Annotated in this window: 25 protein-coding genes; 22 read left to right on the top strand and 3 right to left on the bottom strand. The window is 38.8% G+C overall.

Annotated features, from left to right (window positions below):
• The first annotated feature begins 6 nt into the window (after window positions 1-6).
• The 8 genes from rhuM (at window position 7) to H8S52_RS01155 (ending at window position 5,197) form a co-directional block, all read left to right on the top strand.
• A complete protein-coding gene (gene rhuM / locus H8S52_RS01190) occupies window positions 7-843 on the top strand; it encodes a virulence RhuM family protein (RefSeq protein WP_117742236.1) in 837 nt (278 codons plus the stop codon).
• A gap of 1 nt (window position 844) precedes the next feature.
• Window positions 845-1,063, top strand: coding sequence for a helix-turn-helix domain-containing protein (locus H8S52_RS01185; RefSeq protein ID WP_117742235.1), 219 nt, complete (start codon window positions 845-847; stop codon window positions 1,061-1,063).
• Between the two features lie 101 nt (window positions 1,064-1,164).
• A complete protein-coding gene (locus tag H8S52_RS01180; RefSeq protein ID WP_117742234.1) occupies window positions 1,165-1,641 on the top strand; it encodes a hypothetical protein in 477 nt (158 codons plus the stop codon).
• A 3-nt stretch (window positions 1,642-1,644) separates the two neighbouring features.
• Complete coding sequence (locus H8S52_RS01175; RefSeq protein WP_186909199.1) at window positions 1,645-1,788, top strand: hypothetical protein; 144 nt, start codon at window positions 1,645-1,647, stop codon at window positions 1,786-1,788.
• 13 nt (window positions 1,789-1,801) lie between these two features.
• Window positions 1,802-2,593: a Fic family protein gene (locus tag H8S52_RS01170; RefSeq protein ID WP_117742233.1), complete on the top strand. Its 792-nt coding sequence runs from the start codon at window positions 1,802-1,804 to the stop codon at window positions 2,591-2,593.
• Window positions 2,594-2,599: 6 nt separating this feature from the next.
• Entirely contained in the window at window positions 2,600-4,408 is a 1,809-nt protein-coding gene (locus H8S52_RS01165) for a fimbrillin family protein (RefSeq protein ID WP_186909198.1), read from the top strand.
• Between the two features lie 109 nt (window positions 4,409-4,517).
• Window positions 4,518-4,967: a hypothetical protein gene (locus H8S52_RS01160; RefSeq protein WP_117952236.1), complete on the top strand. Its 450-nt coding sequence runs from the start codon at window positions 4,518-4,520 to the stop codon at window positions 4,965-4,967.
• A gap of 17 nt (window positions 4,968-4,984) precedes the next feature.
• Window positions 4,985-5,197, top strand: coding sequence for a hypothetical protein (locus H8S52_RS01155; RefSeq protein ID WP_186909197.1), 213 nt, complete (start codon window positions 4,985-4,987; stop codon window positions 5,195-5,197).
• 468 nt (window positions 5,198-5,665) lie between these two features.
• On the opposite strand, the gene H8S52_RS01150 is transcribed toward H8S52_RS01155, so the two are convergent.
• From H8S52_RS01150 to H8S52_RS01140, 3 genes are all read right to left on the bottom strand, one after another.
• Window positions 5,666-5,980, bottom strand: coding sequence for a helix-turn-helix domain-containing protein (locus H8S52_RS01150; RefSeq protein WP_117742229.1), 315 nt, complete (start codon window positions 5,978-5,980; stop codon window positions 5,666-5,668).
• 5 nt (window positions 5,981-5,985) lie between these two features.
• Window positions 5,986-6,333 (bottom strand): type II toxin-antitoxin system RelE/ParE family toxin, encoded by a 348-nt coding sequence (locus H8S52_RS01145; protein ID WP_117742287.1) that lies wholly within the window; start codon window positions 6,331-6,333, stop codon window positions 5,986-5,988.
• 411 nt (window positions 6,334-6,744) lie between these two features.
• Window positions 6,745-7,233, bottom strand: coding sequence for a hypothetical protein (locus H8S52_RS01140; RefSeq protein ID WP_186909196.1), 489 nt, complete (start codon window positions 7,231-7,233; stop codon window positions 6,745-6,747).
• Between the two features lie 560 nt (window positions 7,234-7,793).
• Here H8S52_RS01140 and H8S52_RS01135 point away from each other — a divergent pair.
• The 14 genes from H8S52_RS01135 to H8S52_RS01070 all read left to right on the top strand — a co-directional run bounded on the left by H8S52_RS01135 (window position 7,794) and on the right by H8S52_RS01070 (window position 18,679).
• Window positions 7,794-8,342, top strand: coding sequence for a DUF3575 domain-containing protein (locus tag H8S52_RS01135; protein WP_117742248.1), 549 nt, complete (start codon window positions 7,794-7,796; stop codon window positions 8,340-8,342).
• Between the two features lie 22 nt (window positions 8,343-8,364).
• Window positions 8,365-8,892 carry a hypothetical protein gene (locus tag H8S52_RS19855; RefSeq protein WP_255469946.1) on the top strand — a complete coding sequence of 176 codons (528 nt, stop codon included), beginning with the start codon at window positions 8,365-8,367 and terminating at the stop codon, window positions 8,890-8,892.
• A 206-nt stretch (window positions 8,893-9,098) separates the two neighbouring features.
• Window positions 9,099-9,440 carry a single-stranded DNA-binding protein gene (locus tag H8S52_RS01125; protein WP_186909195.1) on the top strand — a complete coding sequence of 114 codons (342 nt, stop codon included), beginning with the start codon at window positions 9,099-9,101 and terminating at the stop codon, window positions 9,438-9,440.
• Window positions 9,441-9,651: 211 nt separating this feature from the next.
• Complete coding sequence (locus H8S52_RS01120; RefSeq protein ID WP_186909194.1) at window positions 9,652-11,706, top strand: M48 family metallopeptidase; 2,055 nt, start codon at window positions 9,652-9,654, stop codon at window positions 11,704-11,706.
• On the top strand, window positions 11,703-12,608 hold the full coding sequence (locus H8S52_RS01115; protein ID WP_117742251.1) for a hypothetical protein: 906 nt from the start codon (window positions 11,703-11,705) through the stop codon (window positions 12,606-12,608). The genes H8S52_RS01120 and H8S52_RS01115 overlap by 4 nt, the downstream gene beginning before the upstream one ends.
• A gap of 6 nt (window positions 12,609-12,614) precedes the next feature.
• Window positions 12,615-13,565 carry a fimbrillin family protein gene (locus H8S52_RS01110; protein ID WP_186909193.1) on the top strand — a complete coding sequence of 317 codons (951 nt, stop codon included), beginning with the start codon at window positions 12,615-12,617 and terminating at the stop codon, window positions 13,563-13,565.
• A gap of 9 nt (window positions 13,566-13,574) precedes the next feature.
• A complete protein-coding gene (locus H8S52_RS01105) occupies window positions 13,575-14,996 on the top strand; it encodes a fimbrillin family protein (protein ID WP_186909192.1) in 1,422 nt (473 codons plus the stop codon).
• A gap of 12 nt (window positions 14,997-15,008) precedes the next feature.
• Complete coding sequence (locus H8S52_RS01100) at window positions 15,009-15,809, top strand: fimbrillin family protein (RefSeq protein WP_186909191.1); 801 nt, start codon at window positions 15,009-15,011, stop codon at window positions 15,807-15,809.
• A 2-nt stretch (window positions 15,810-15,811) separates the two neighbouring features.
• Window positions 15,812-16,123, top strand: a complete 312-nt coding sequence (locus tag H8S52_RS01095) for a hypothetical protein (protein ID WP_186909190.1) — start codon at window positions 15,812-15,814, stop codon at window positions 16,121-16,123.
• A 1,146-nt stretch (window positions 16,124-17,269) separates the two neighbouring features.
• On the top strand, window positions 17,270-17,566 hold the full coding sequence (locus H8S52_RS01090) for a hypothetical protein (protein WP_007571905.1): 297 nt from the start codon (window positions 17,270-17,272) through the stop codon (window positions 17,564-17,566).
• 18 nt (window positions 17,567-17,584) lie between these two features.
• Window positions 17,585-17,761 (top strand): hypothetical protein, encoded by a 177-nt coding sequence (locus H8S52_RS01085; protein WP_007571908.1) that lies wholly within the window; start codon window positions 17,585-17,587, stop codon window positions 17,759-17,761.
• A gap of 14 nt (window positions 17,762-17,775) precedes the next feature.
• A complete protein-coding gene (locus tag H8S52_RS01080) occupies window positions 17,776-18,108 on the top strand; it encodes a hypothetical protein (RefSeq protein WP_007571909.1) in 333 nt (110 codons plus the stop codon).
• Between the two features lie 12 nt (window positions 18,109-18,120).
• Window positions 18,121-18,417, top strand: a complete 297-nt coding sequence (locus tag H8S52_RS01075) for a hypothetical protein (RefSeq protein ID WP_007571910.1) — start codon at window positions 18,121-18,123, stop codon at window positions 18,415-18,417.
• A 4-nt stretch (window positions 18,418-18,421) separates the two neighbouring features.
• Window positions 18,422-18,679, top strand: coding sequence for a hypothetical protein (locus H8S52_RS01070; protein WP_007571911.1), 258 nt, complete (start codon window positions 18,422-18,424; stop codon window positions 18,677-18,679).
• The last annotated feature ends 9 nt before the right edge of the window (window positions 18,680-18,688 follow it).

Below are 18,688 nucleotides of genomic sequence, written 5' to 3'. Positions count from 1 at the left end.
ATGTAAATGGAACAAGGAGAAATCATATTATATCAGCCGGATGAAGCCGTCAAGCTGGAAGTAAGGATGGAAGATGAAACGGTCTGGTTGACTCAGGCTCAAATAGCTGAATTATTTGGAACTGAAGTTCCGGCTATTTCTAAACATATACGTAATATCATTCGAAGTGGAGAATTAGAGAAGGAAGCAACTGTTTCCAAAATGGAAATAGTTCGTTTAGAAGGTTCTCGAAAAGTTAAACGGGTTATTGATATTTATAATCTTGATATGATTTTGTCAGTTGGCTATCGAGTAAACAGTAAAAATGCAACTCTTTTCAGACGTTGGGCCAATAAAGTATTGAAAGAATACCTTCTTAAAGGTTATTCTGTAAATCGCCGGCTGTCGGAACTGGAACAAACTGTATCTGAACATTCAAAGAAGATTGACTTCTTTGTCCGCACTTCTCTTCCCCCGGTTGAGGGTATCTTCTTCGACGGCCAGATCTTCGACGCCTACAAGTTCGCTTCGGATCTTATCAAGTCGGCCAAACATTCTCTTTTGCTGATCGACAACTATGTTGATGAGAGCGTACTACTCATGCTGAGCAAACGGCAGCCGGAAGTAACGGCCACTGTCTATACGCAGCGCATCACTCCACAGCTTCAGTTAGACCTGGATAAGTTCAATGACCAGTATCCGCCTATCGATATCCGGACGTGCAAACTTTCCCATGACCGTTTCCTTATCATTGATGATACCGAAGTATATCACATCGGTGCATCCCTGAAAGACTTGGGGAAGAAGTGGTTCGCGTTCTCCAAACTGAATATGCCGGCAAAGCTAATTACTAACTTACTTTAATATGGAAGCAACAGAAATTAATCATAAGATACGCATAGGGAAAAGAATTGCCGAACTCCGGAAGGAGAGGGGATTGTCACAAACAAGACTTGCACAATTGACCGGATTCGACCGTGGTTATATTGCAAAAATTGAACTTGGAACCTTTGATATAGGTATAGAAAACCTGTCTAAAATAAGTAATGCTTTAGGAGTCATGATTGATTTTATTCCGGTGTAACTGTGAATATGCTGCTAAACATTTATTTTAATCGCTGTAATATATTGCAGCAATCTATTAAATTTTGTATCTTTGCAGAGTAGTATTAAAACAATAAGAATATGAGTGAAATTTTAAGAAATCAAGAAATAGCAGCAATTGATAAGTTGTCTGCTTCTGTGTTGGAAGGTATAGATACAACCTTTATTTGTGCTGCTATGAAAGGACATGTATCTGATGTCTTTTTGAAACAGACATTGGATAACTGGTGCAAGGGTAAAGGCAACTTTTTTAATTTTTATTGTTATACCAGTAAGGCAGCACAAGAAAGTATCCTTAAAGCTTTAGGCATTGATTCTGCTTATGATGCAGTTAGTGAATACGTTTCATTTTGTCAGAATAGTACACCAGTGGTTTTAAAAGATATAAGTGCTAGTGCATGGAAAACAATCGAAGAATATAAAATAGATGAATATGGGGATGATAAAAGCTGGGCTAGCTTTTGGGTGAATACCTCGAAAGAAAGTAAGAATGATTTGCTAGACAATATCCATCAACTTTGTAAGGAATATAAAGAATCTAAGGAGTTGACATTTTAGCATATGAGAACAGCGACATTGATTGAACCCTATTTAGGATACTGGAACATCATCCTGATTGAGAAATGGGATACTAAATGGGAAGTGGAGATTTGCGGAAGCGGCAAACATATTTGGGTATATGAAGACGAGTTTATAGAAGACTAATAAAATCGAATATATGTTTGAAAGAGAGATTGAAAGGTATAATACCTTATTGAAAGAGTACAGAGCAACAGTCATTGACAAATTCAATGTGGAAGATCTGAAAGAGTATAATGAAATACTCTTTTCAGCCCATAGTTGTGCTATTGAAGGAAATACCTTCTCTGTAGACGATACCAGGGCTTTGAAAGAAGAAGGTCTGGGAATGATACCGCAGGGCAAAACTCTTTTTGAAGCGTTTGAGATATTGGATCACTTCAATGCGTATGAATTCCTAATGGAACAGACAGACCGGCCGCTTACTGAACAACTAGTTAAAGAAACACACCGGATTCTAACGCAGCATACACTAACATACCGATACAAGGATGCAGTACCAGGAGAATATACAAATACTGACATGGGAGCCGGTGATACAATATTTGGCGATCATGAAAAATTGATAGCACGTGTCCCTAAACTAATGGAAGCTACGCAAAAGGCAATAGAGGAGCTGCCAGTACATCCTGTAGAAATTGCGGCACAATTTCACAAACATTTTATTTTCCTACATCCATTCCGCGATGGGAATGGCCGACTTGGGCGGTTATTGTCGAATTTTATTTTAGTCAAACTGGGACACCCTATGATACTCATTGAAAAGCAGGATAGGGATAAGTATATAGGTGCTCTTAAAGCCTGCCGAGATGAACGCAACCTTGCCCCGATAGTTGAATTCTATTTCAAGACGGCCATTAAAAGAATGGAAACAGAAATCGTCCTGAAAAAGGAAATGACTAAAGATAACGATTACGATTATTCAATATAAAACAATATGAAAAAACTACTATTATTTGGTCTATTGGCCGTAAGTATGCTCGTTGCTTGTGATAAAGAAAACGGCACTGACTTTCCTGAACCAGAACCGATACCTACACCCAAACCGGATGAGTCAACATTCTTAAAGCTCTCAACCAACATAGAGCTAATGGACGAGGTTACAACAAAAGCACCGATTTCCCAGTTTCAGAGAGACGATGAGATAGGTTTGTTTTATAACGACACATGCCTCAATAAAAAATTCACGTTTAACGGTTCTTCATGGAGTGGGGGAGCTGTCGCCCTTTCTTCTACCCTGAAGAATATATATTGTTATTTTCCCTACTCGTCAAATATCAATGCCCATGATAATATTCCTATTGACGTAACTTCGCAGACCGATTATCTTGCCGGTACTGCGATTGTCGGAACAAGTGCAGCCAATGCCGAGGTTAAGATGAAGCACGTCCTGTCACTGGTACGTGTCACTTTCAAGAAGAATAACTATCCGGGAGCCGGACATATAGAATCTGTTATCTGGAATGGAATTCACAAGCAAGCTAAATATAATCTTGTTACCAGTACGCTTACACCTATTGGCGAAAGGGGAAGCTATCAGGCCGGTGGAAACTTTATCGTGGATGATAACAAAGATCCTATCGTAGTTGAAACTATTCTTCTACCGGTAAGTACGGCTGAAGGAATATCCTTGACGGTAAGAGTGGATGGCGAGGACAGAACCTATCAGATACCTGCGGTTCATCAATGGGAGACAGCAAAAGCATATACCTATACTTTAACGTTGAAAGGCGGATACAATAGCCCAATTGACTTGGAAGAATATCCTATCGATGTACAACACTGGAGCAGTTTCGGTAAAACGGATAATATAGTATTGGGAACTTCCGATAGAGATTTTTTCTCAATAGAGCCAGGAAATGAAGGATATGGAATTGATGTATACCGCAATGAAGGCTTTATGTTTGGTTTTTTAGGTTATTGGATGGGATTTGACCCTGCTACGGGTAATATGCCCGACAAGTGGGAAGGAGATTTCCGGATGGTACTTATAGATAATTCGGGTAATATTGTGGATAAATTTCAGCCATGTGCTATAATAGCCAATAATGGCGAAATGATGAAAGGGACAGGAAGGCGCTCTTATGTCACAGCTCCTGCTGGAACTTATGAACTGGGGGTACTCTTCCGGAAGAAAGGAGAAACGACTTGGATCAAAGCAGATAGAAAAGATAATGTTACCAAACAAGATTTGATGTTCACTATTAAGGAACAGACAAATCTTCCGGCATTACGAATGATACAGGTAGAGGAAGAAGCCAATACCGGAGTAGTTATACATAAACGTCCCTATGATAGCAATTTTAATATTGTATACACCCTCTCTAATAGAGGTAATATTGCTTTACGGGGTGAGATAAAGGCAGTATGGGAACGTACATTTGATTATGTAGGGCATTGCTATCGTCCTTGTTCCAAACGAATGAATACAACGAACGATAATACCTGGCAAGATGAAATTGGACGCGCATCTATTGACCTACAGCCAACAGTGCGTTTTTGGCATGGCATCATCCCATGTAAATTTCCAATTAAACGGGAATATCCTAAAACAGCAGATGGAATAGGATATTGTACACCAATGGTCCATCTGTATTGGAAAGCTGAAAGTAGCTCCGAATGGGTATTGCTACGTTGTGATTTAGATGAAATATTGGCAGCGCAGGTAAATACGAGCCAAGAAGAAGCTAATCTCTTTCTGAAGTCGTTAAATTATATAAATTTTCAACAAGATCATTGGTGGTAGCGAATTTGAAAAGCTGTTTATTAGCGTAATTGATTAATTATAATTATCTTATGGATAAACAACTTAAAACAAGGATAAGAAATGAGAGATCAAGTAATATTAGCCCGCAATGCAAATTAGTGATAAAAAAGAAAGAACATTGACCTTTGGTAAGTACAAAGGGCAAGAAATAAAATATATCATACTTACTGATATTGGGTATATCGTGTGGTGCTTTGAAAATATCAGGAGGTTTAAACTTACTGATGAAGAACAAGCTATATATGATGCAGTAGCGATAATGATAAAAAAAAGTGATTGGCAAATGACTTTCCCTATGTGGTTGATGTATAAGCATATAAAGAACAGAGATGCTTTTGAAAAGTTAGAAACGCCATTCATAGATAATTTTGCAAATATTGCTTTCAAAGAATTAGAGAAAGATAATCCAATCTGTAAAAGTATTGAGAAATATATTACTTCAAAAACACATCGAAGTAATATTGCCGGAGGTTTTTCGGCAGATGACTTCGTAGTTTATTCAATCGAAAACTTTGATGAAAGTGAACATGTACTTTAACTAATAATAATTTGATTATGAAAACTGAAGAATTGCAAAACAATAGTTACGAAGAGCTTGTACAGCTCCAACAAGAAGGGAAAATAACATTAGTAGAGTTCGTTGAAGCACAGTCGGAACTGACCGATGAATGGAAAGAATGGATTGATACTCGGCCAATAAGCGATGAAAGCGCCAGGGCTTTTCTTGCCTGGCATGAAGAATACGCCATGAACCACCAAGAACAGTAACAAACAATAATTCCCTTACTCCGGCAGTAAGGGGATTATTGTTTTTGAAGGGGTAGGGAAACACCCTTTTTGGGGGGAGGACTTCCTCAACTATCTTAGTCATTTGCGTATAATCCTGACATACCATTCACATTCCGGATGATAACCATAGAATCTTTTACCATCCCCACCCAAATCCCAGGGAGAAGTTATTTCAATTGAACGTTTTGGCAGAAGATCGTATTTAGCTTGAGCTATTAGTATTTTTGTATATCTTCTAAAACGTTTGGACGCAACTCTTTTGCCTTTCTTCTGTGATTTGCACCCACACCATACTCCAGCGGGAAACTTCTTCTTCGATCTACTCATTTTAATGTAATGTTATGAATACAATCATCTAGCCGGATAGACTGTATTCTAGTTAAACATTACATCTTTTTGCTGTTTAAATTCATCATTTCAATAAGAATAATAGTTGTATACAACAGATTACCATAATGCGACTTGGCCTATGCTCCCAATTTCAAGTTTAGCACTTATCCCCATAGCCTTAAAAACTTTTGCAATGGTGGAAAAGGTTAAATTCTTACCGTTTTCAATTCGGGAGATTTGAGCCCGCTGCACTCCTATCAGATTCCCTAATTCCTCTTGGGTTAAGTTCTTTGATTTCCGGGCCTGTTTAATGGCTTCACCTATCAAAAAAGAGTTAAGTTCTTCTTCGTAAGCATCACGTTTGGGAGTACCTTTTTCTCCGATGTATTTATCCTCGATTTCTTCGAGTGTATAAAATTTCTTTGCTTCCATACGCTTTATCTTTTTGAATTAAAATAATCTTTTCTAATCTCTTCGGCTTTGGTTATTTCTTTGGACGGTGTCTTTTGAGTTTTCTTGATAAACCCATGTGTTGCAATTACCAGAGTGTTTACCTTATCGCCCTTATCCCAAAAAGCAAGAAGTCTGTATTTGGTCTTGCTGTAGAACGTTCTGAACTCCCAAATATCCGTATCATCCAATTTCTTGAATAATTCTGGATCAAGTACAAAAGTAGATTTACGAATATTGCTAACGATTTTCTCACGTACCTTGCTGGGCAATCCGTCTAGAAACTCTTGGGCTTCGTTGGATAATATGACATTAAATCTAGATTTTGCTTCCATATAAAGTTTTTTAATATTGCAAAGATAGTCTTTTGTTTCCATACAACGAAACATTTGTATTTATTTTATGCAGCCTGTTGTGTTGTTTTGGCGAGTGTGTTCCTAGGTTCACACTCCAAATCATCTTTCTCTATCTACATAATTGGGAGAGGATTTACCTAATATAAACTGACAGCAAGACGGGAAAATAACATTAGTAGAGTTCGTTGAAGCACAGTCGGAACTGACCGATGAATGGAAAGAATGGATTTACTTGGCCAATAAGCGATGAAAGCGCCAGGGCTTTTCTTGCCTGGCATGAAGAATACGTCATGAACCACCAAGAACAGTAACAAACAACACTCTCCTTATTCTGGACAAGATGAGGAGAGTGTTGTATTTGAATGGAATAGGGAAAAAACTAATTAAATCTCACAGTTTTCCTGACGCCGCGACGAAATAATACCTATACCCCCCCATTATTATTCCAACATTACCACTGCCATTATTACCAGAAAATTCCCACTTTATATTATATGTATCTGTATCTAATGCACCGGTTCCAGTTCCTCTATATTCAGAATAGGGAATAAATACAGTCCACTTATTTTTCCCTTTCTCCAATCTGTGGTAATATTGGGTATCTGTTACATTTTTCACTGTATGCCAGTTGTTTTCTGTATCTAAATAGGCAAAATCGTAGGTTACGGAAAAATCTGCTTCGATGTCTACTTCTGTATTATAAGTTGAAACTACCGTAAATTCGAATCCTGGTCCAGTATGTCGAACGCTGTTTATCATAATATTATTGACTGGTGTTCCTAAACTGGTCACCTGAAAAACCAAATAAAAGGTAGTACCATCTTCATATTTATTATACAAATAATCATCTACAATAAGATATTCCCGGTCAGAAGCCATATTCCATTTTCCATTTAACATTGCTTCCCAATATTCAATTTCCCACCCGGCATCCGGTTGAGCTAAAACTGTTATTTCCGGATCTCCTAAACAATATGTAACACGTGTATCGGATACGGAACCACCTTGTCCTGCATCAAAATAAAAAGTTTTAGGAATTAACTCTAGAAATTTTGCAGTTAAAGTTCTGTTAGAACTAATACAGCCCTATCCAGTCCTTTTTTTGAGTATCCATCGGTTCTAATACAATTTTTCAAGGGTTTCCACGCAGGCTGTATGTTGTTTCATGTAGAACATACACTTTCTTATATTTCTATGTACTGCAAGTTATTTAATAATACCCGTAACCGTGGATTACCGTCTTTTGGCTGACAGGAGTGTCAGCCAACTGTTTTGTTTGTTTGCTTCTATACTTTAAAAGTGTGGAAGTGTAAAAATGTTTCTATCCCATGCTTATTTGTGAACATTTTAAAAGCTATGGCATGGGCCAGTTAATAGATAGTCCTTTCCCGGTGCGTGAGCATAGGGAAAGTTTTTCAGAAATTAAACAATAAGTATATATGAGTAAATTGAAATTAGTTTTTATGTTATTGTTCCTGGTGGTAAGCACTAATGGTTACAGCCAGTTTTACTCGGTCCGTACTAATGTCATCGGTCTCGCTACCGGTAACATTAATGCCGAGTTTGCTATGACTTTGAACAAGAAATTTTCTGTTCACTGTCCTATTCAGTACAATCCTTTTGTATTCAGCAGAAGTAACAATACCAAGTTCCAGAACTTAACAATCATGCCTTGTGGCCGGTATTGGTTTCGTGAAAGTTTTCGTGACTCTTTTGTCGGTTTGTCTGTAATTGGCAGCAGGTATAACATCAGTAACATTTGGGACAGTTACCGGTATGACGGTTACGGAGCTGGAGCCGGCCTCTCTTTTGGATGGACTTATCCAATGGCGCCACGTTGGAATTTTGAATGGGAAGTCGGCGTAGCCGGCTTATGGACAAGTTACGACAAATTTGTCCATAATAAAGGCGGATACAAGTTTGGGCATGAATACAAATGGTACGTGATACCTCATAAGATTGCAGTAAACTTAGTATATCTATTCTGACAAATAGGGAAAGGAGAAGACAATGCTATACTTCGTACAAACTTTCAATACTTATTCGCCAAAAAACCGGGCCTGTAAGAAGCTTATTGATTTTGTCCAAAAGTTCGAGCGTGTTTTGGTAAAGGATGAAGTGTCTCTGGATGCTCTCAAAGAGGAAATACGCATCAAGATAGATGGAATCAATGCGCAGCATCCAAAACTGAAAAAAATCCGCTTTTCTGCCAGCAATATAGGAGGTAGGGTACAGAGGATTGATGCCTCTGTTGATAATATGGGGTGTTCGGACTACGTTTTCTTTATGGATATTTGCCGGGTACGTAGCATCTACCAATTCTCAGAACGGGCAGCCACTGCAAAAAAGGAAATTGTAACTCCAGGTATATGCCGTGTCTGCGGATGTACGGAAAATGATCCATGTTTTCATCCAGACTATGGAACGTGCTGGTGGGGCGATGATGGACATACAATCTGCTCCCATTGTGCCGATTCAAACATAAAAGATGATTCGGCAACGGAACATTGTATTAATTCAAAAAGATGTCATGAGTGATATAGATGTATCTGTTTATTCACTCTGTCAGTACTGATTATCATTGTATTAGTAATCATATTTTTTTAAGATTATAGAAAATGGTTGTGACTATAACTGCTTTTCTGTTGATAGGCTTATGCGTGACAGTAAGCATTATCCGGGCCCAAGAGATAGATCCTGCCTATGAGGAATTTTAGTGTATTAACCTTCAAAAATGAATAGTTATGTTTTTATCACAAGTAATTGGTAATCTGGGTGCAGATGCATCTATCCAAACAGGGGAGAATGACAAAAAGTATGTGACATTTAGTGTTGCACATTCTGAGTTAGGAAAAGATTCTAACGGTAATTCTGTAGAACGATCGGTATGGATTAATGTTAGTTGGAGCAACTACTCTGACCGGATACTTGCCTATTTAAAAAAAGGGACGAAAGTATTCGTGAATGGTCGTACTAAGGTAAAAGTATATACAGATAACAATGGAGAACCTCAGCCTGGAATAGTTCTTTATGCTATTGATGTAGTCCTTTGTGGTGCCCGTGTTGATAATGCAAGTAATGTCTAATGAGTTATGGTTATTCTTCTTGACTTTTTAAGGGACTGATAGACTATGACAGAACAAGAGAAAGAGTTAATCGAGTATTTTAAAAGTGTGTGGTTACGTACCAGAACCGGAATAGTCATACTGGTCTGTTGTATGACTTTACTTTACTTTGGTTTTTGTACTAGACATTATCTTTCATACAGTATTAAGTTGTAATTGACTGACATATAAAATGATTAATAGAAAGAAAACATTATTATTGGCGACGCTATCTCTGCTACTTTCGTGCAGTGCCCCTATTGTATCAGTGTTGGAACAAGATAATCAACGCGTGCGGTTAAGTCAGGTACAGCGTAAAAAAAACAAGGGAAGGAAGCCTGTGATAGATACGTCACAGGTGTATAGCAAGGAGACAGAGAAGAAATTTCGTGAGAAGTATACGGAATATGAAAAGGATGAGAACGGTGAGGATATTATGAGTGTCTCTTTAGCAGATGTGAATATTGTGGCCAAAAGTAAGAATGTTCCGGAACGTGCAGGAAAGATAACACTGGATTTTAAAGTGGATGTTCCGGCCAGTCTTATTAATAATAAATGGCAAATACAGTTGACGCCGATTGCAGACAAAAACGGTAATAAAATCCAATTTGATAAAATATTAATCTCAGGTGCACAGTTTCTCAGGCAACAGGAAAGAGGTTATCAGATGTATCAGAATTTTATCAGTTCGATTATTCCGGACAGCGCATATATGCAGTACCTATTTGACTCAAAAGGATACCGAAAAGCATTATTTGAAATTGAGGAGCAATTTTATTATTCCTGGCAGAAAGAACTTCTGTCACAATCCCGCTTTGTAGACTGGCGTAATGTACGTAATAAACGCAACTTGCTGTTTAACGGTTTGATGGAGAGAAACCGTTCTACTATCAATTCATCAAGCTGGAAAAAAAAACTTCCTGCGTTTTGGTTAGAAAGAGATATTGCTAATGTACCAGGCTATTGGAACAATTTTCTCTCACCCGGTTATCAGCTGGAACAGAAAAGCATTACGACTGAAGATTCTATTGAGATTTCCAAACGCTACTTCGATTACAAGCGGATGGCCGAGAACGAACGGAAAAAAGCTTTGGTTGATGAAAAGCGTGAAGAATATATCCGTTTCCCAAAATCACCATGCAAACTTGATACGGTAATTCAAAACGGAGATAAGTTTGAATATTATTATTCACAAGTTGTCGAAGCAAATGAGAATATTCGAAAAATAGACGTTACCATTGACGGTGAGGTAATAGCTCTGGATGAGAGCCGTTATCAACTACCGCCAGGTGATACACTGACCTATTATATATCAAGTATGGTACAGTTTTTGGATCGCAATCCAAGATACAAACGGATTATCATCTCGCGACATGCACAGGCAAATACTACTGCTCTGATTAATTATAAAACCGGTTCTACCCGTTTTGATGAACAAATAGGGAATAACAAGGAAGAGATTGATAAGGTATTGGATGCGCTGTATAAACTGACTTATACAGGTGAATTGGTACTAGATAGCGTGAACATGATTGCAACCTCCTCTCCTGAAGGCCCGGAGCAGATGAATAAACATCTGGCTATGCAACGTGCGAAAGAGCTGAAAAGGTATCTTCTCACGAGGACAGATGACAGTGAAGGAATTTCTCTTTTCCAAGACCGTACAATTGGTGAGGACTGGGCGAAATTGGCATCTCTTATCCAGGATGACGAAAATATTATAAACCATTCAGAGATATTGAATTCAATAGCCGGCATCAAGAATAATGATGCAAAGGAAATAGCCTTACGTAAGTTTAAGGAGTATGCCTATATTCGCAAAGAACTCTATCCAAAATTGCGTGCAGTTAATTTTGAGTTTCACCTTCATCGGCGTGAAATGGTAAAAGACACTATCCATACGACAGTGGTTGATACAGTTTACATGGATGCAATTAAACTGCTGGAGAATCGCCAATACAAGGCTGCATTATCTGTTCTGAGCGAATATAACGATCAGAATACAGCAGTTTGCCTTATGAGCTTGGGATATGACCGTCCGGCTATTGAGATATTGTCCGCTCTACAACCTAATGAGGATATTCTATACCTATTGGCAATACTTTATGCACGAGAAAACCGTCCGTCAGATGCTATCAAGGCTTTAAAGGCTTCGTGTGAACGTGACCCTGGAAAATGGTATCGCGGCCAGCTTGATCCTGAAATCAGCAAATTAATAAATGACTATAATTTAAATTTTGAGCAATGAGAACAAAGAAAATCTTTGCATCCGTATGTATGCTCTCAGTAGTTGTCTTTTTTAGTTCCTGTGACTGGCTCTTTTCCGAGAACTATGGAACTAAAGGCTTTCTGAGTGCAACACTGTCGGATAACGGAGCTTTACCTGCAACACCTGAAGAAATACAGGTGAGGTATTATAACAATTATTCCAATGAGGAATATACAGAGAAGCTGGGCGAATCGGACTGTTTCGCTTCTGACGGTAACTTTCTGAGTCGTATCAGGACCGGTGAATACCGCTTTCTGGCATACAGCACCTTTAATAATAAGGTGCGTCACTCTTCGGATATTACCCAAATAGAGATTTATGCCGATACGGTTAATTCGGAGAAGTATGGCATACCTGTATATGCTAATAAATTACGGCCGGTACATATGGCATCCGAGTCTGGATTTATCTTTCCGGAAGATACGACTTACCGTACTTTCACTCTTGTTCCAATGGTACAGAAGATTGTGATAAACATCACTTTGAAAGGTATGTCCGCAGAGCATAAGATAGAAACTCTGGAAGCAATGCTTTCCGGAGTTATCACAGGCCGGAAAATCTATACCAACCAACCTATTGCCGAGTATGCCGGGCTTATTTTCCCAATCTTTACAGAAACCGACACACAATATGAATATACCTCGGAATCCTATGTGTTTGGGGTTTCTAATGCAGTTCAGAATACATTACGTGTTGAATGTGTTGGTGATACTTTCACCCAATATTCACAAATTGATCTGTCTACAGTTCTGAAGGATTTTAATGCGGACGGCATTGTCATTGATGTAACAATTGAAATAGGAGAGAATATGCAGATGGATAATATCTACATTTCTTCCTGGAAAGATATAGAACAAGACGATATCAACTTTAACAATTAATTATTTATGGAAAAGAAAACTTTATTGGTAGCTTTTATGCTGCTAGCAGTTGCATTTACATCTTGCAATAATGAGAGTGAATCAGTTGCAGTATCTAATGGTGAACTGAATATTACTGCTCGTATCGAAGGGTCTACATCTACCCGGGCAGAGAAATTCGATTGGGAGGAGAACGACCAATTGGGTGTATTTGTTTGCAACGGTACGATTGAACAGCCATATTTAGGCAATGCAGACCGTTATACAAATGTTTTATTTAAACATAATGGCAAGGGCTTTTTTGCTCAAAATATCTATTTGGATGAAAATCCGGCAGAAATATTTGCTTATTTCCCCTATTCACAATCAGGAACTGTTGGTTCTGCTATTCCGGTAGAGTCAACTTCCCAAACGGACTACCTTTATGGTCATAGTGAGACACCTGCTTCAATTACACAGAAGAAAGTTGTGATAGAGATGAAGCATGCTCTTTCACAAGTCGTTTTTAAGCTGAGAAAGGCTTCCACATATAATGAGGGTACAGGTATCCTTCAGGCTTTGACAATTGAAAATAACGATGCCAATAATGTATTCAAGACTACCGGAACCCTTGATTTGAGTACTGGGAGTATAACCGGTACATCTACGGATGGTGTGCTTACTCTTATGCCGGGAAGTACTTTGTTACTTACCGAGGAGTACCAGAATGTAAGCAGTATCTGTCTGCCCGTAACTGCCACTGAGGGAAAGAATATCAAAGCAGTGTTTACAATCGATGATCGTCAATTCAGATATGAGTTTCCGGTAGGAACTACATGGTCTCCCGGATATAGAAATATCTATACCTTGACTGTGACAAACAGTTCCGTGGATATAGGTGGTGATGGATCAGGCGATGGAACATCTGATGAAGGTATCACTATTGAACCGTGGGCTGACAATAAAGACTCTGATATTTCTTTAGTACCTATCCTTTAACACAGTATTATGAGATATTTGTTAATCATATTGCTTGGTATTCTCACGTATTCTTGTCTTGAAGAAGAGGAGCGTGGTAGTATGGCGGCCAGTAATGTGTCATTTACTCTGCTCCCTAGTACAAGGGCCAATGAGCTTATTGATTTTGAAGAAGGTGATGCTGTCGGTGTTTATGTCGTAGATAGGACGAATAATTCGACTCTTAAGCCAGCCGGAAATTATGCGGATAACAAGAAATACGTTTGGGACAGTGAGAAAAAAGCTTTCATTGCATCAGACAATGATAATTTGATTTTCAACTCTCCTGACAGACAGTTGGACTTCTATGTCTATTTTCCCTATAAGTCTCAAGTAGTGGATGCAACTTCCATGCCGCATGTCATTACTGGAGACAGTAAGACTGACGATTTTCTCTTTGCGATCAATGACGAACACACGGGGAAAAAGAATATACCTCTAAACTTTCACCATCTGCTGTCAAAGGTGAATGTAATGTACACTTCTTTAGAGAATCAGGATCAAACGGCCATGACTATTCGTACCTACACCGATACAAAGGTTAATCTTGCTACAGGTGTATTGAATACTACCGCCAATCGTCGTATAGACCTTCCGTTGGAAAAAGTTTCGGGAGATACATATGTGTCATTTACAGGACTGATACCACCACAAAAATTCGATACTGGTGAACAGTTCTGCATGTTGTCATATATAGATTTAGGTACTGCCTATCCTTTTTCATTTGCAGAACAGCGTACATTTGTTTCCGGAGAAACAAATGAGGTTAAATTCATGCCTAAGGAATTGGCTTACAACTTTTTTGTCACTCCTGTTTCTTTGTCTTTTGCCGCTTTGGATGATGTCGGCCAGTCTTTTGTTGTCACATCAGAGAAAAGCAATGCTATCAATGGTGCAATATTACCAAATTCTACAGTCTCTCAACCGTACAGTTTGAGCAGTAAGCCTGACTGGGTGAATATAGCCGGCAGTGAGGTTACTGTTACAGAAAATCGTGGGGCTGAACGTTCCGGTGAAATTGTATTTCTGCAATCCGAGTCCAATCTTACAGCTAAGATAGCGGTTCATCAGACCGCCGGAGTAATGACCAATGACTATGTATTTACTTTTGGCGATGGCAGTATGAACAAATCATGGGCGAATATATCTGCGTCTGGTGCGTCAAACAGTTATACAATAATCTCGACTAAGCAAGTATATATCAACGGAACTCTAGACCATACCGAATATCCTGGTTATTCTTCGTCTGCGAATGTAAATTGGGCGTCTGCATCCGGAAGTTCTATTTCTGTTTCGGAAAATAACAGTACTACGCCTCGTGGCGGTGTGATGACTTTCAGACAAAATGAATCAGGTAAGACCATTCAGGTAACGTTGCTTCAGATGAAGAAAAGTTCAGTAGATATTAACTAAACACTAATTGAAATGAGAAAATTACTATGTTTTTTCTTCCTAAGCAGTCTTATTCTGGTGTCATGCAGCAAGGACAGCAATAATGAACCGGCTGAAAGGGAAGAAATGAAGATGAGTATCAGCTCATGTCACGTGGTAAAGAATGATAATAGCCAGTCGGAGAACTTTGCTTCTCCGATTGGTCTGTATCTTCTTTCAGAGGATAACCAGCCTTATGATAACATATCGTATAAAAATTCGGCTAGTTTGGTTGGCGGACAATGGAAAATTGCAGTTCCTGTTTATGTGGAAAAGCCCGGTAAGGTGTATTCTTATTATCCTTATCACTCAGGAGATAACCCCGAAGCTTTGGTTATAAATATAGTAAATCAGGTCGATTTATTGTATAGCAAGACTGTTGCAAATATAGCTCCTGGTTCTTCTTCCCTATCTGTAAAACTTCATCATGCGCTTTCACAGATTATGGTGGCGGTAGAAAATGAAGAGGTTTCATCCTTATCGTTGCCTTCTCCTATAACGGGACTATTCAATGTGTGTACCGGTTTTTTCACTGAACAGATGATGGGTGTAGCAAATGCGGCTTCCGATAATTTACTGATTATACCCCATCTTCCGGCTTCAAATACAGAAATAACAATTCATTTGAAGAATGCTTCCAGTTATCAGTATTCTCTTGCTGGTATGGACTTTAAACCAGGTGAGACCTATATTTTCAAATTTAAACTCAATGCTAACCGCGAAACGCTTGAAGTAACCTCATTCTCTGTGGAGGATTGGGTTATTCATGAAAATCATGTTGATTATTTAAGGTGATTATGAAAAAGAAATTGATATTATTAGTTCTGATACTTCAGGTGTCGGAAATGCTTTCTGCCCAGACTGTCAATGCTCGGACAGATCTGAATAACATATTGACAAATTACATCCTTCCTGTTGCGGGTCTCCTGCTTTTCATCGGCTTTGTAATTTTAGTAATAGCCAATCTTGATTCCATAAGAGGGAAGAATGGTGCAAGTGCTGAAGAAGGCTGGATGAATGTTGGAAAAGGTACGGCATTTATTTTCGTTATTCTAACTTTACTTGGTGCGATTGCCAATAAGTTGGCAAGCATGAACTTTCAGATATAGTATGGATACGTGTAAAGTATACATGGGGTTGGATGATAAACTGAAAATAAGAGGACTGAATAGTGAATATTTTACTATATATCTTGCTTGTCTGGTGGGTTTTCTCCTTTTTGCAGCCTTGTCTGTCCTTTCCGCACTAAATGGTAGTATTTCAGCTTGCGTTGAGATACTACTTGAAGTTGCTGCTCTTTTTGTGATATATACATATTTCCATAGGAAAAGCAACCGTCCAAAGATGCCGAAGAAAACAAATACCCTTACGATCTCAAATCGTGGCATATATAGAATATTGTATAAATAATAGTCGAATATGGATAATGCTGTTTTTTACCCTATATGTGATATTATACCTGATGATGAAGGTCATGGGATGATTATTGGAAATAAATTCAATCTCTCAAAAATAGTTTATATAATGATTTGAAAATCAGATTGTTGAAAATTTCACGATTTTAATTAAGGAACAAACAAGAAACAAAATCGTTAATTAAAGGTATTTCCCAATTTTTTGTTTTCACTCTGTTTCTTTCTTTGCACTTGCTTATAATCGGGACTTCTTGAACAGCTTCCCACCAGATTTTTTTCGTCCGATGGTTGCATGTGAGCTTCCAAGAACCACTGCAGCCAAAAGAAAAAAGCAAGTATTCTTTAGTTCATACAAAGATAAGGAAAAACTTATAGGCAGGCAAATTTGGCTGCCTAAATATAGTTTACTTTGATTTAGCATATATATAGGCTAATGGACTAAACTAAACCTTTTCCCGAACTTCGTAAAACACTCCGGTCCCATTGTACAGCCAAAAGAAAAAAACATTCCACGTCATATTTTTCTTTTCGCTGCAACCCCCTTTTTATAAACCATCAACCTTTTACACGAGATCTTCTCTTCCCTGTGTTCGCACATCCGCTTTCGGGCTGCCTGATATGAATTGTGTCGCAAAGGTACTTGTCATGTCTTTCTTGTATGCAAGGTCAAAGCCTAACGGTTCACGACAAAATCTCCACCCTCCGTTCCGCACGGGTAGTATTTAATCGTGAAACCTTGCATAAAGAGCCATGACACCTTTTGAAGCGACATAATTAAATCAAGCCCGAAAGTAGCTGGATGCTACAAGAGGGAAAAAAGAAAACTTAAAATTCAAAGTTATGGCAAACTACGCAACAAACATTTTCCACGCAAGTACGGAAAACAAACAAGACCTCAATAAGATAGAGGCATTTCTGGACGATAATTTCAACGGCTTTGTCAACCGGTATGGCGACACGGTAGATGCCGAATTTGATTCCCGCTGGGAATACCCGGAAAAAGCAATCAACGAATTAATAGCCTTATTGGCAGCCAAAGACAAAATCTATATCCGCATACTGACATACGAGTTAGAGGACGAATACGTGAGCTTTCGGATATTCTCGCAAGGTAAATGGAACATTAAGTTATCCTAAACCTAAACACAATTCACTATGTACGAATACGAAGAAGATAGCGATATTATCGGTTTGTCCTGCACGTTGCTCAATCCATATAAAGGTTACATGGAAGGCACAATCGTGGGCGACTATGGCAATACCATAGTTGTCCGCCTTGAAAGCGGCAAGGAAATTTCAGAATACCGTGATGAAGTGATTATCCATGATTAAACGATAGCAAACGTATGACACAGATAGCAACAAAATTCGTCAAATGGGACATTCCCGAACTGGCGACATTGCAGGACAGCAAGGTTTACAAATTGCGGGTACACCTGAACAACGGAGGCAAGTTAAACCGGGAAGAAAAGAACTGGATTACCCGTAACGTATGGGAAAGTATCTATTTCAAACGTGGAATTGCCTTGAGCGGTTATCACTTTGACTTTTCCGACATCCTCAAACGGTATTTCGTCAAACAGCACGGAAGTATTCACGAGTATTATGCGATTGACAAAACAGCGTTACGCTCGATACTGTACGGCAGAATAGAGGATATTGTAGAAGTAAGCGGTTAAAACAACAAGGATATGGGAGAATACAAATTTTATCAAGACCGTAAGGTTACAAGTTGGGAACGGGATTATTTCAGTGTGAAAGCGGACAGTTATGAAGAAGCCGAGGCAATCGTCCGCTCATGGAACTGTGAGGACGTGTCGAACATCATTGACAACCGTCTTTGCTATGAAGAGTGGCAAGCATTGACCGATACATCGGAATCTATGCTCCCCGAAGAAAACGACGGCAACCCGACAATAGAAATTTTCAATCAAGACGGAGAATCAATAATGACTAATGTACCCGAAACACCTCAATCAAACCAATAGAACCATGAACGTAACAATCGAACACGTCTTTTGCCGCTATAGCGATGAAGCGGAAGAAATCTATTTCCGAATCATGAACACGATTCTTTTTGCAACTGACGAAACCGAACTTCGGGCAAGTATGGAACGCTTGAAGAACGAAACCACGCTCGACGACTATTTCATATTCGGATACGGAGCACACCATATCTGGATAAAGCAACGGCGACCGAGCGATAAAAACAGGATTTTCAAACATCGGATTATGGTAGCCCATTTCTGACAGGAACAG

The sequence above is a fragment of the Bacteroides sp. NSJ-48 genome (assembly GCF_014287405.1).
Classification (GTDB): domain Bacteria; phylum Bacteroidota; class Bacteroidia; order Bacteroidales; family Bacteroidaceae; genus Bacteroides; species Bacteroides stercoris.
Note: the sequence above shows the minus strand (reverse complement) of the source record. Positions and strands in the feature narration are given on the sequence as shown.

Excerpts from the sequence above, each read along its gene's own strand:
- rhuM (WP_117742236.1), top strand. The coding sequence starts at position 7 with ATGGAACAAGGAGAAATCATATTATATCAGCCGGATGAAGCCGTCAAG.
- H8S52_RS01185 (WP_117742235.1), top strand. The coding sequence starts at position 845 with ATGGAAGCAACAGAAATTAATCATAAGATACGCATAGGGAAAAGAATT.
- H8S52_RS01180 (WP_117742234.1), top strand. The coding sequence starts at position 1,165 with ATGAGTGAAATTTTAAGAAATCAAGAAATAGCAGCAATTGATAAGTTG.
- H8S52_RS01175 (WP_186909199.1), top strand. The coding sequence starts at position 1,645 with ATGAGAACAGCGACATTGATTGAACCCTATTTAGGATACTGGAACATC.
- H8S52_RS01170 (WP_117742233.1), top strand. The coding sequence starts at position 1,802 with ATGTTTGAAAGAGAGATTGAAAGGTATAATACCTTATTGAAAGAGTAC.
- H8S52_RS01165 (WP_186909198.1), top strand. The coding sequence starts at position 2,600 with ATGAAAAAACTACTATTATTTGGTCTATTGGCCGTAAGTATGCTCGTT.
- H8S52_RS01160 (WP_117952236.1), top strand. The coding sequence starts at position 4,518 with ATGCAAATTAGTGATAAAAAAGAAAGAACATTGACCTTTGGTAAGTAC.
- H8S52_RS01155 (WP_186909197.1), top strand. The coding sequence starts at position 4,985 with ATGAAAACTGAAGAATTGCAAAACAATAGTTACGAAGAGCTTGTACAG.
- H8S52_RS01150 (WP_117742229.1), bottom strand. The coding sequence starts at position 5,980 with ATGGAAGCAAAGAAATTTTATACACTCGAAGAAATCGAGGATAAATAC.
- H8S52_RS01145 (WP_117742287.1), bottom strand. The coding sequence starts at position 6,333 with ATGGAAGCAAAATCTAGATTTAATGTCATATTATCCAACGAAGCCCAA.
- H8S52_RS01140 (WP_186909196.1), bottom strand. The coding sequence starts at position 7,233 with ATGGCTTCTGACCGGGAATATCTTATTGTAGATGATTATTTGTATAAT.
- H8S52_RS01135 (WP_117742248.1), top strand. The coding sequence starts at position 7,794 with ATGAGTAAATTGAAATTAGTTTTTATGTTATTGTTCCTGGTGGTAAGC.
- H8S52_RS19855 (WP_255469946.1), top strand. The coding sequence starts at position 8,365 with ATGCTATACTTCGTACAAACTTTCAATACTTATTCGCCAAAAAACCGG.
- H8S52_RS01125 (WP_186909195.1), top strand. The coding sequence starts at position 9,099 with ATGTTTTTATCACAAGTAATTGGTAATCTGGGTGCAGATGCATCTATC.
- H8S52_RS01120 (WP_186909194.1), top strand. The coding sequence starts at position 9,652 with ATGATTAATAGAAAGAAAACATTATTATTGGCGACGCTATCTCTGCTA.
- H8S52_RS01115 (WP_117742251.1), top strand. The coding sequence starts at position 11,703 with ATGAGAACAAAGAAAATCTTTGCATCCGTATGTATGCTCTCAGTAGTT.
- H8S52_RS01110 (WP_186909193.1), top strand. The coding sequence starts at position 12,615 with ATGGAAAAGAAAACTTTATTGGTAGCTTTTATGCTGCTAGCAGTTGCA.
- H8S52_RS01105 (WP_186909192.1), top strand. The coding sequence starts at position 13,575 with ATGAGATATTTGTTAATCATATTGCTTGGTATTCTCACGTATTCTTGT.
- H8S52_RS01100 (WP_186909191.1), top strand. The coding sequence starts at position 15,009 with ATGAGAAAATTACTATGTTTTTTCTTCCTAAGCAGTCTTATTCTGGTG.
- H8S52_RS01095 (WP_186909190.1), top strand. The coding sequence starts at position 15,812 with ATGAAAAAGAAATTGATATTATTAGTTCTGATACTTCAGGTGTCGGAA.
- H8S52_RS01090 (WP_007571905.1), top strand. The coding sequence starts at position 17,270 with ATGGCAAACTACGCAACAAACATTTTCCACGCAAGTACGGAAAACAAA.
- H8S52_RS01085 (WP_007571908.1), top strand. The coding sequence starts at position 17,585 with ATGTACGAATACGAAGAAGATAGCGATATTATCGGTTTGTCCTGCACG.
- H8S52_RS01080 (WP_007571909.1), top strand. The coding sequence starts at position 17,776 with ATGACACAGATAGCAACAAAATTCGTCAAATGGGACATTCCCGAACTG.
- H8S52_RS01075 (WP_007571910.1), top strand. The coding sequence starts at position 18,121 with ATGGGAGAATACAAATTTTATCAAGACCGTAAGGTTACAAGTTGGGAA.
- H8S52_RS01070 (WP_007571911.1), top strand. The coding sequence starts at position 18,422 with ATGAACGTAACAATCGAACACGTCTTTTGCCGCTATAGCGATGAAGCG.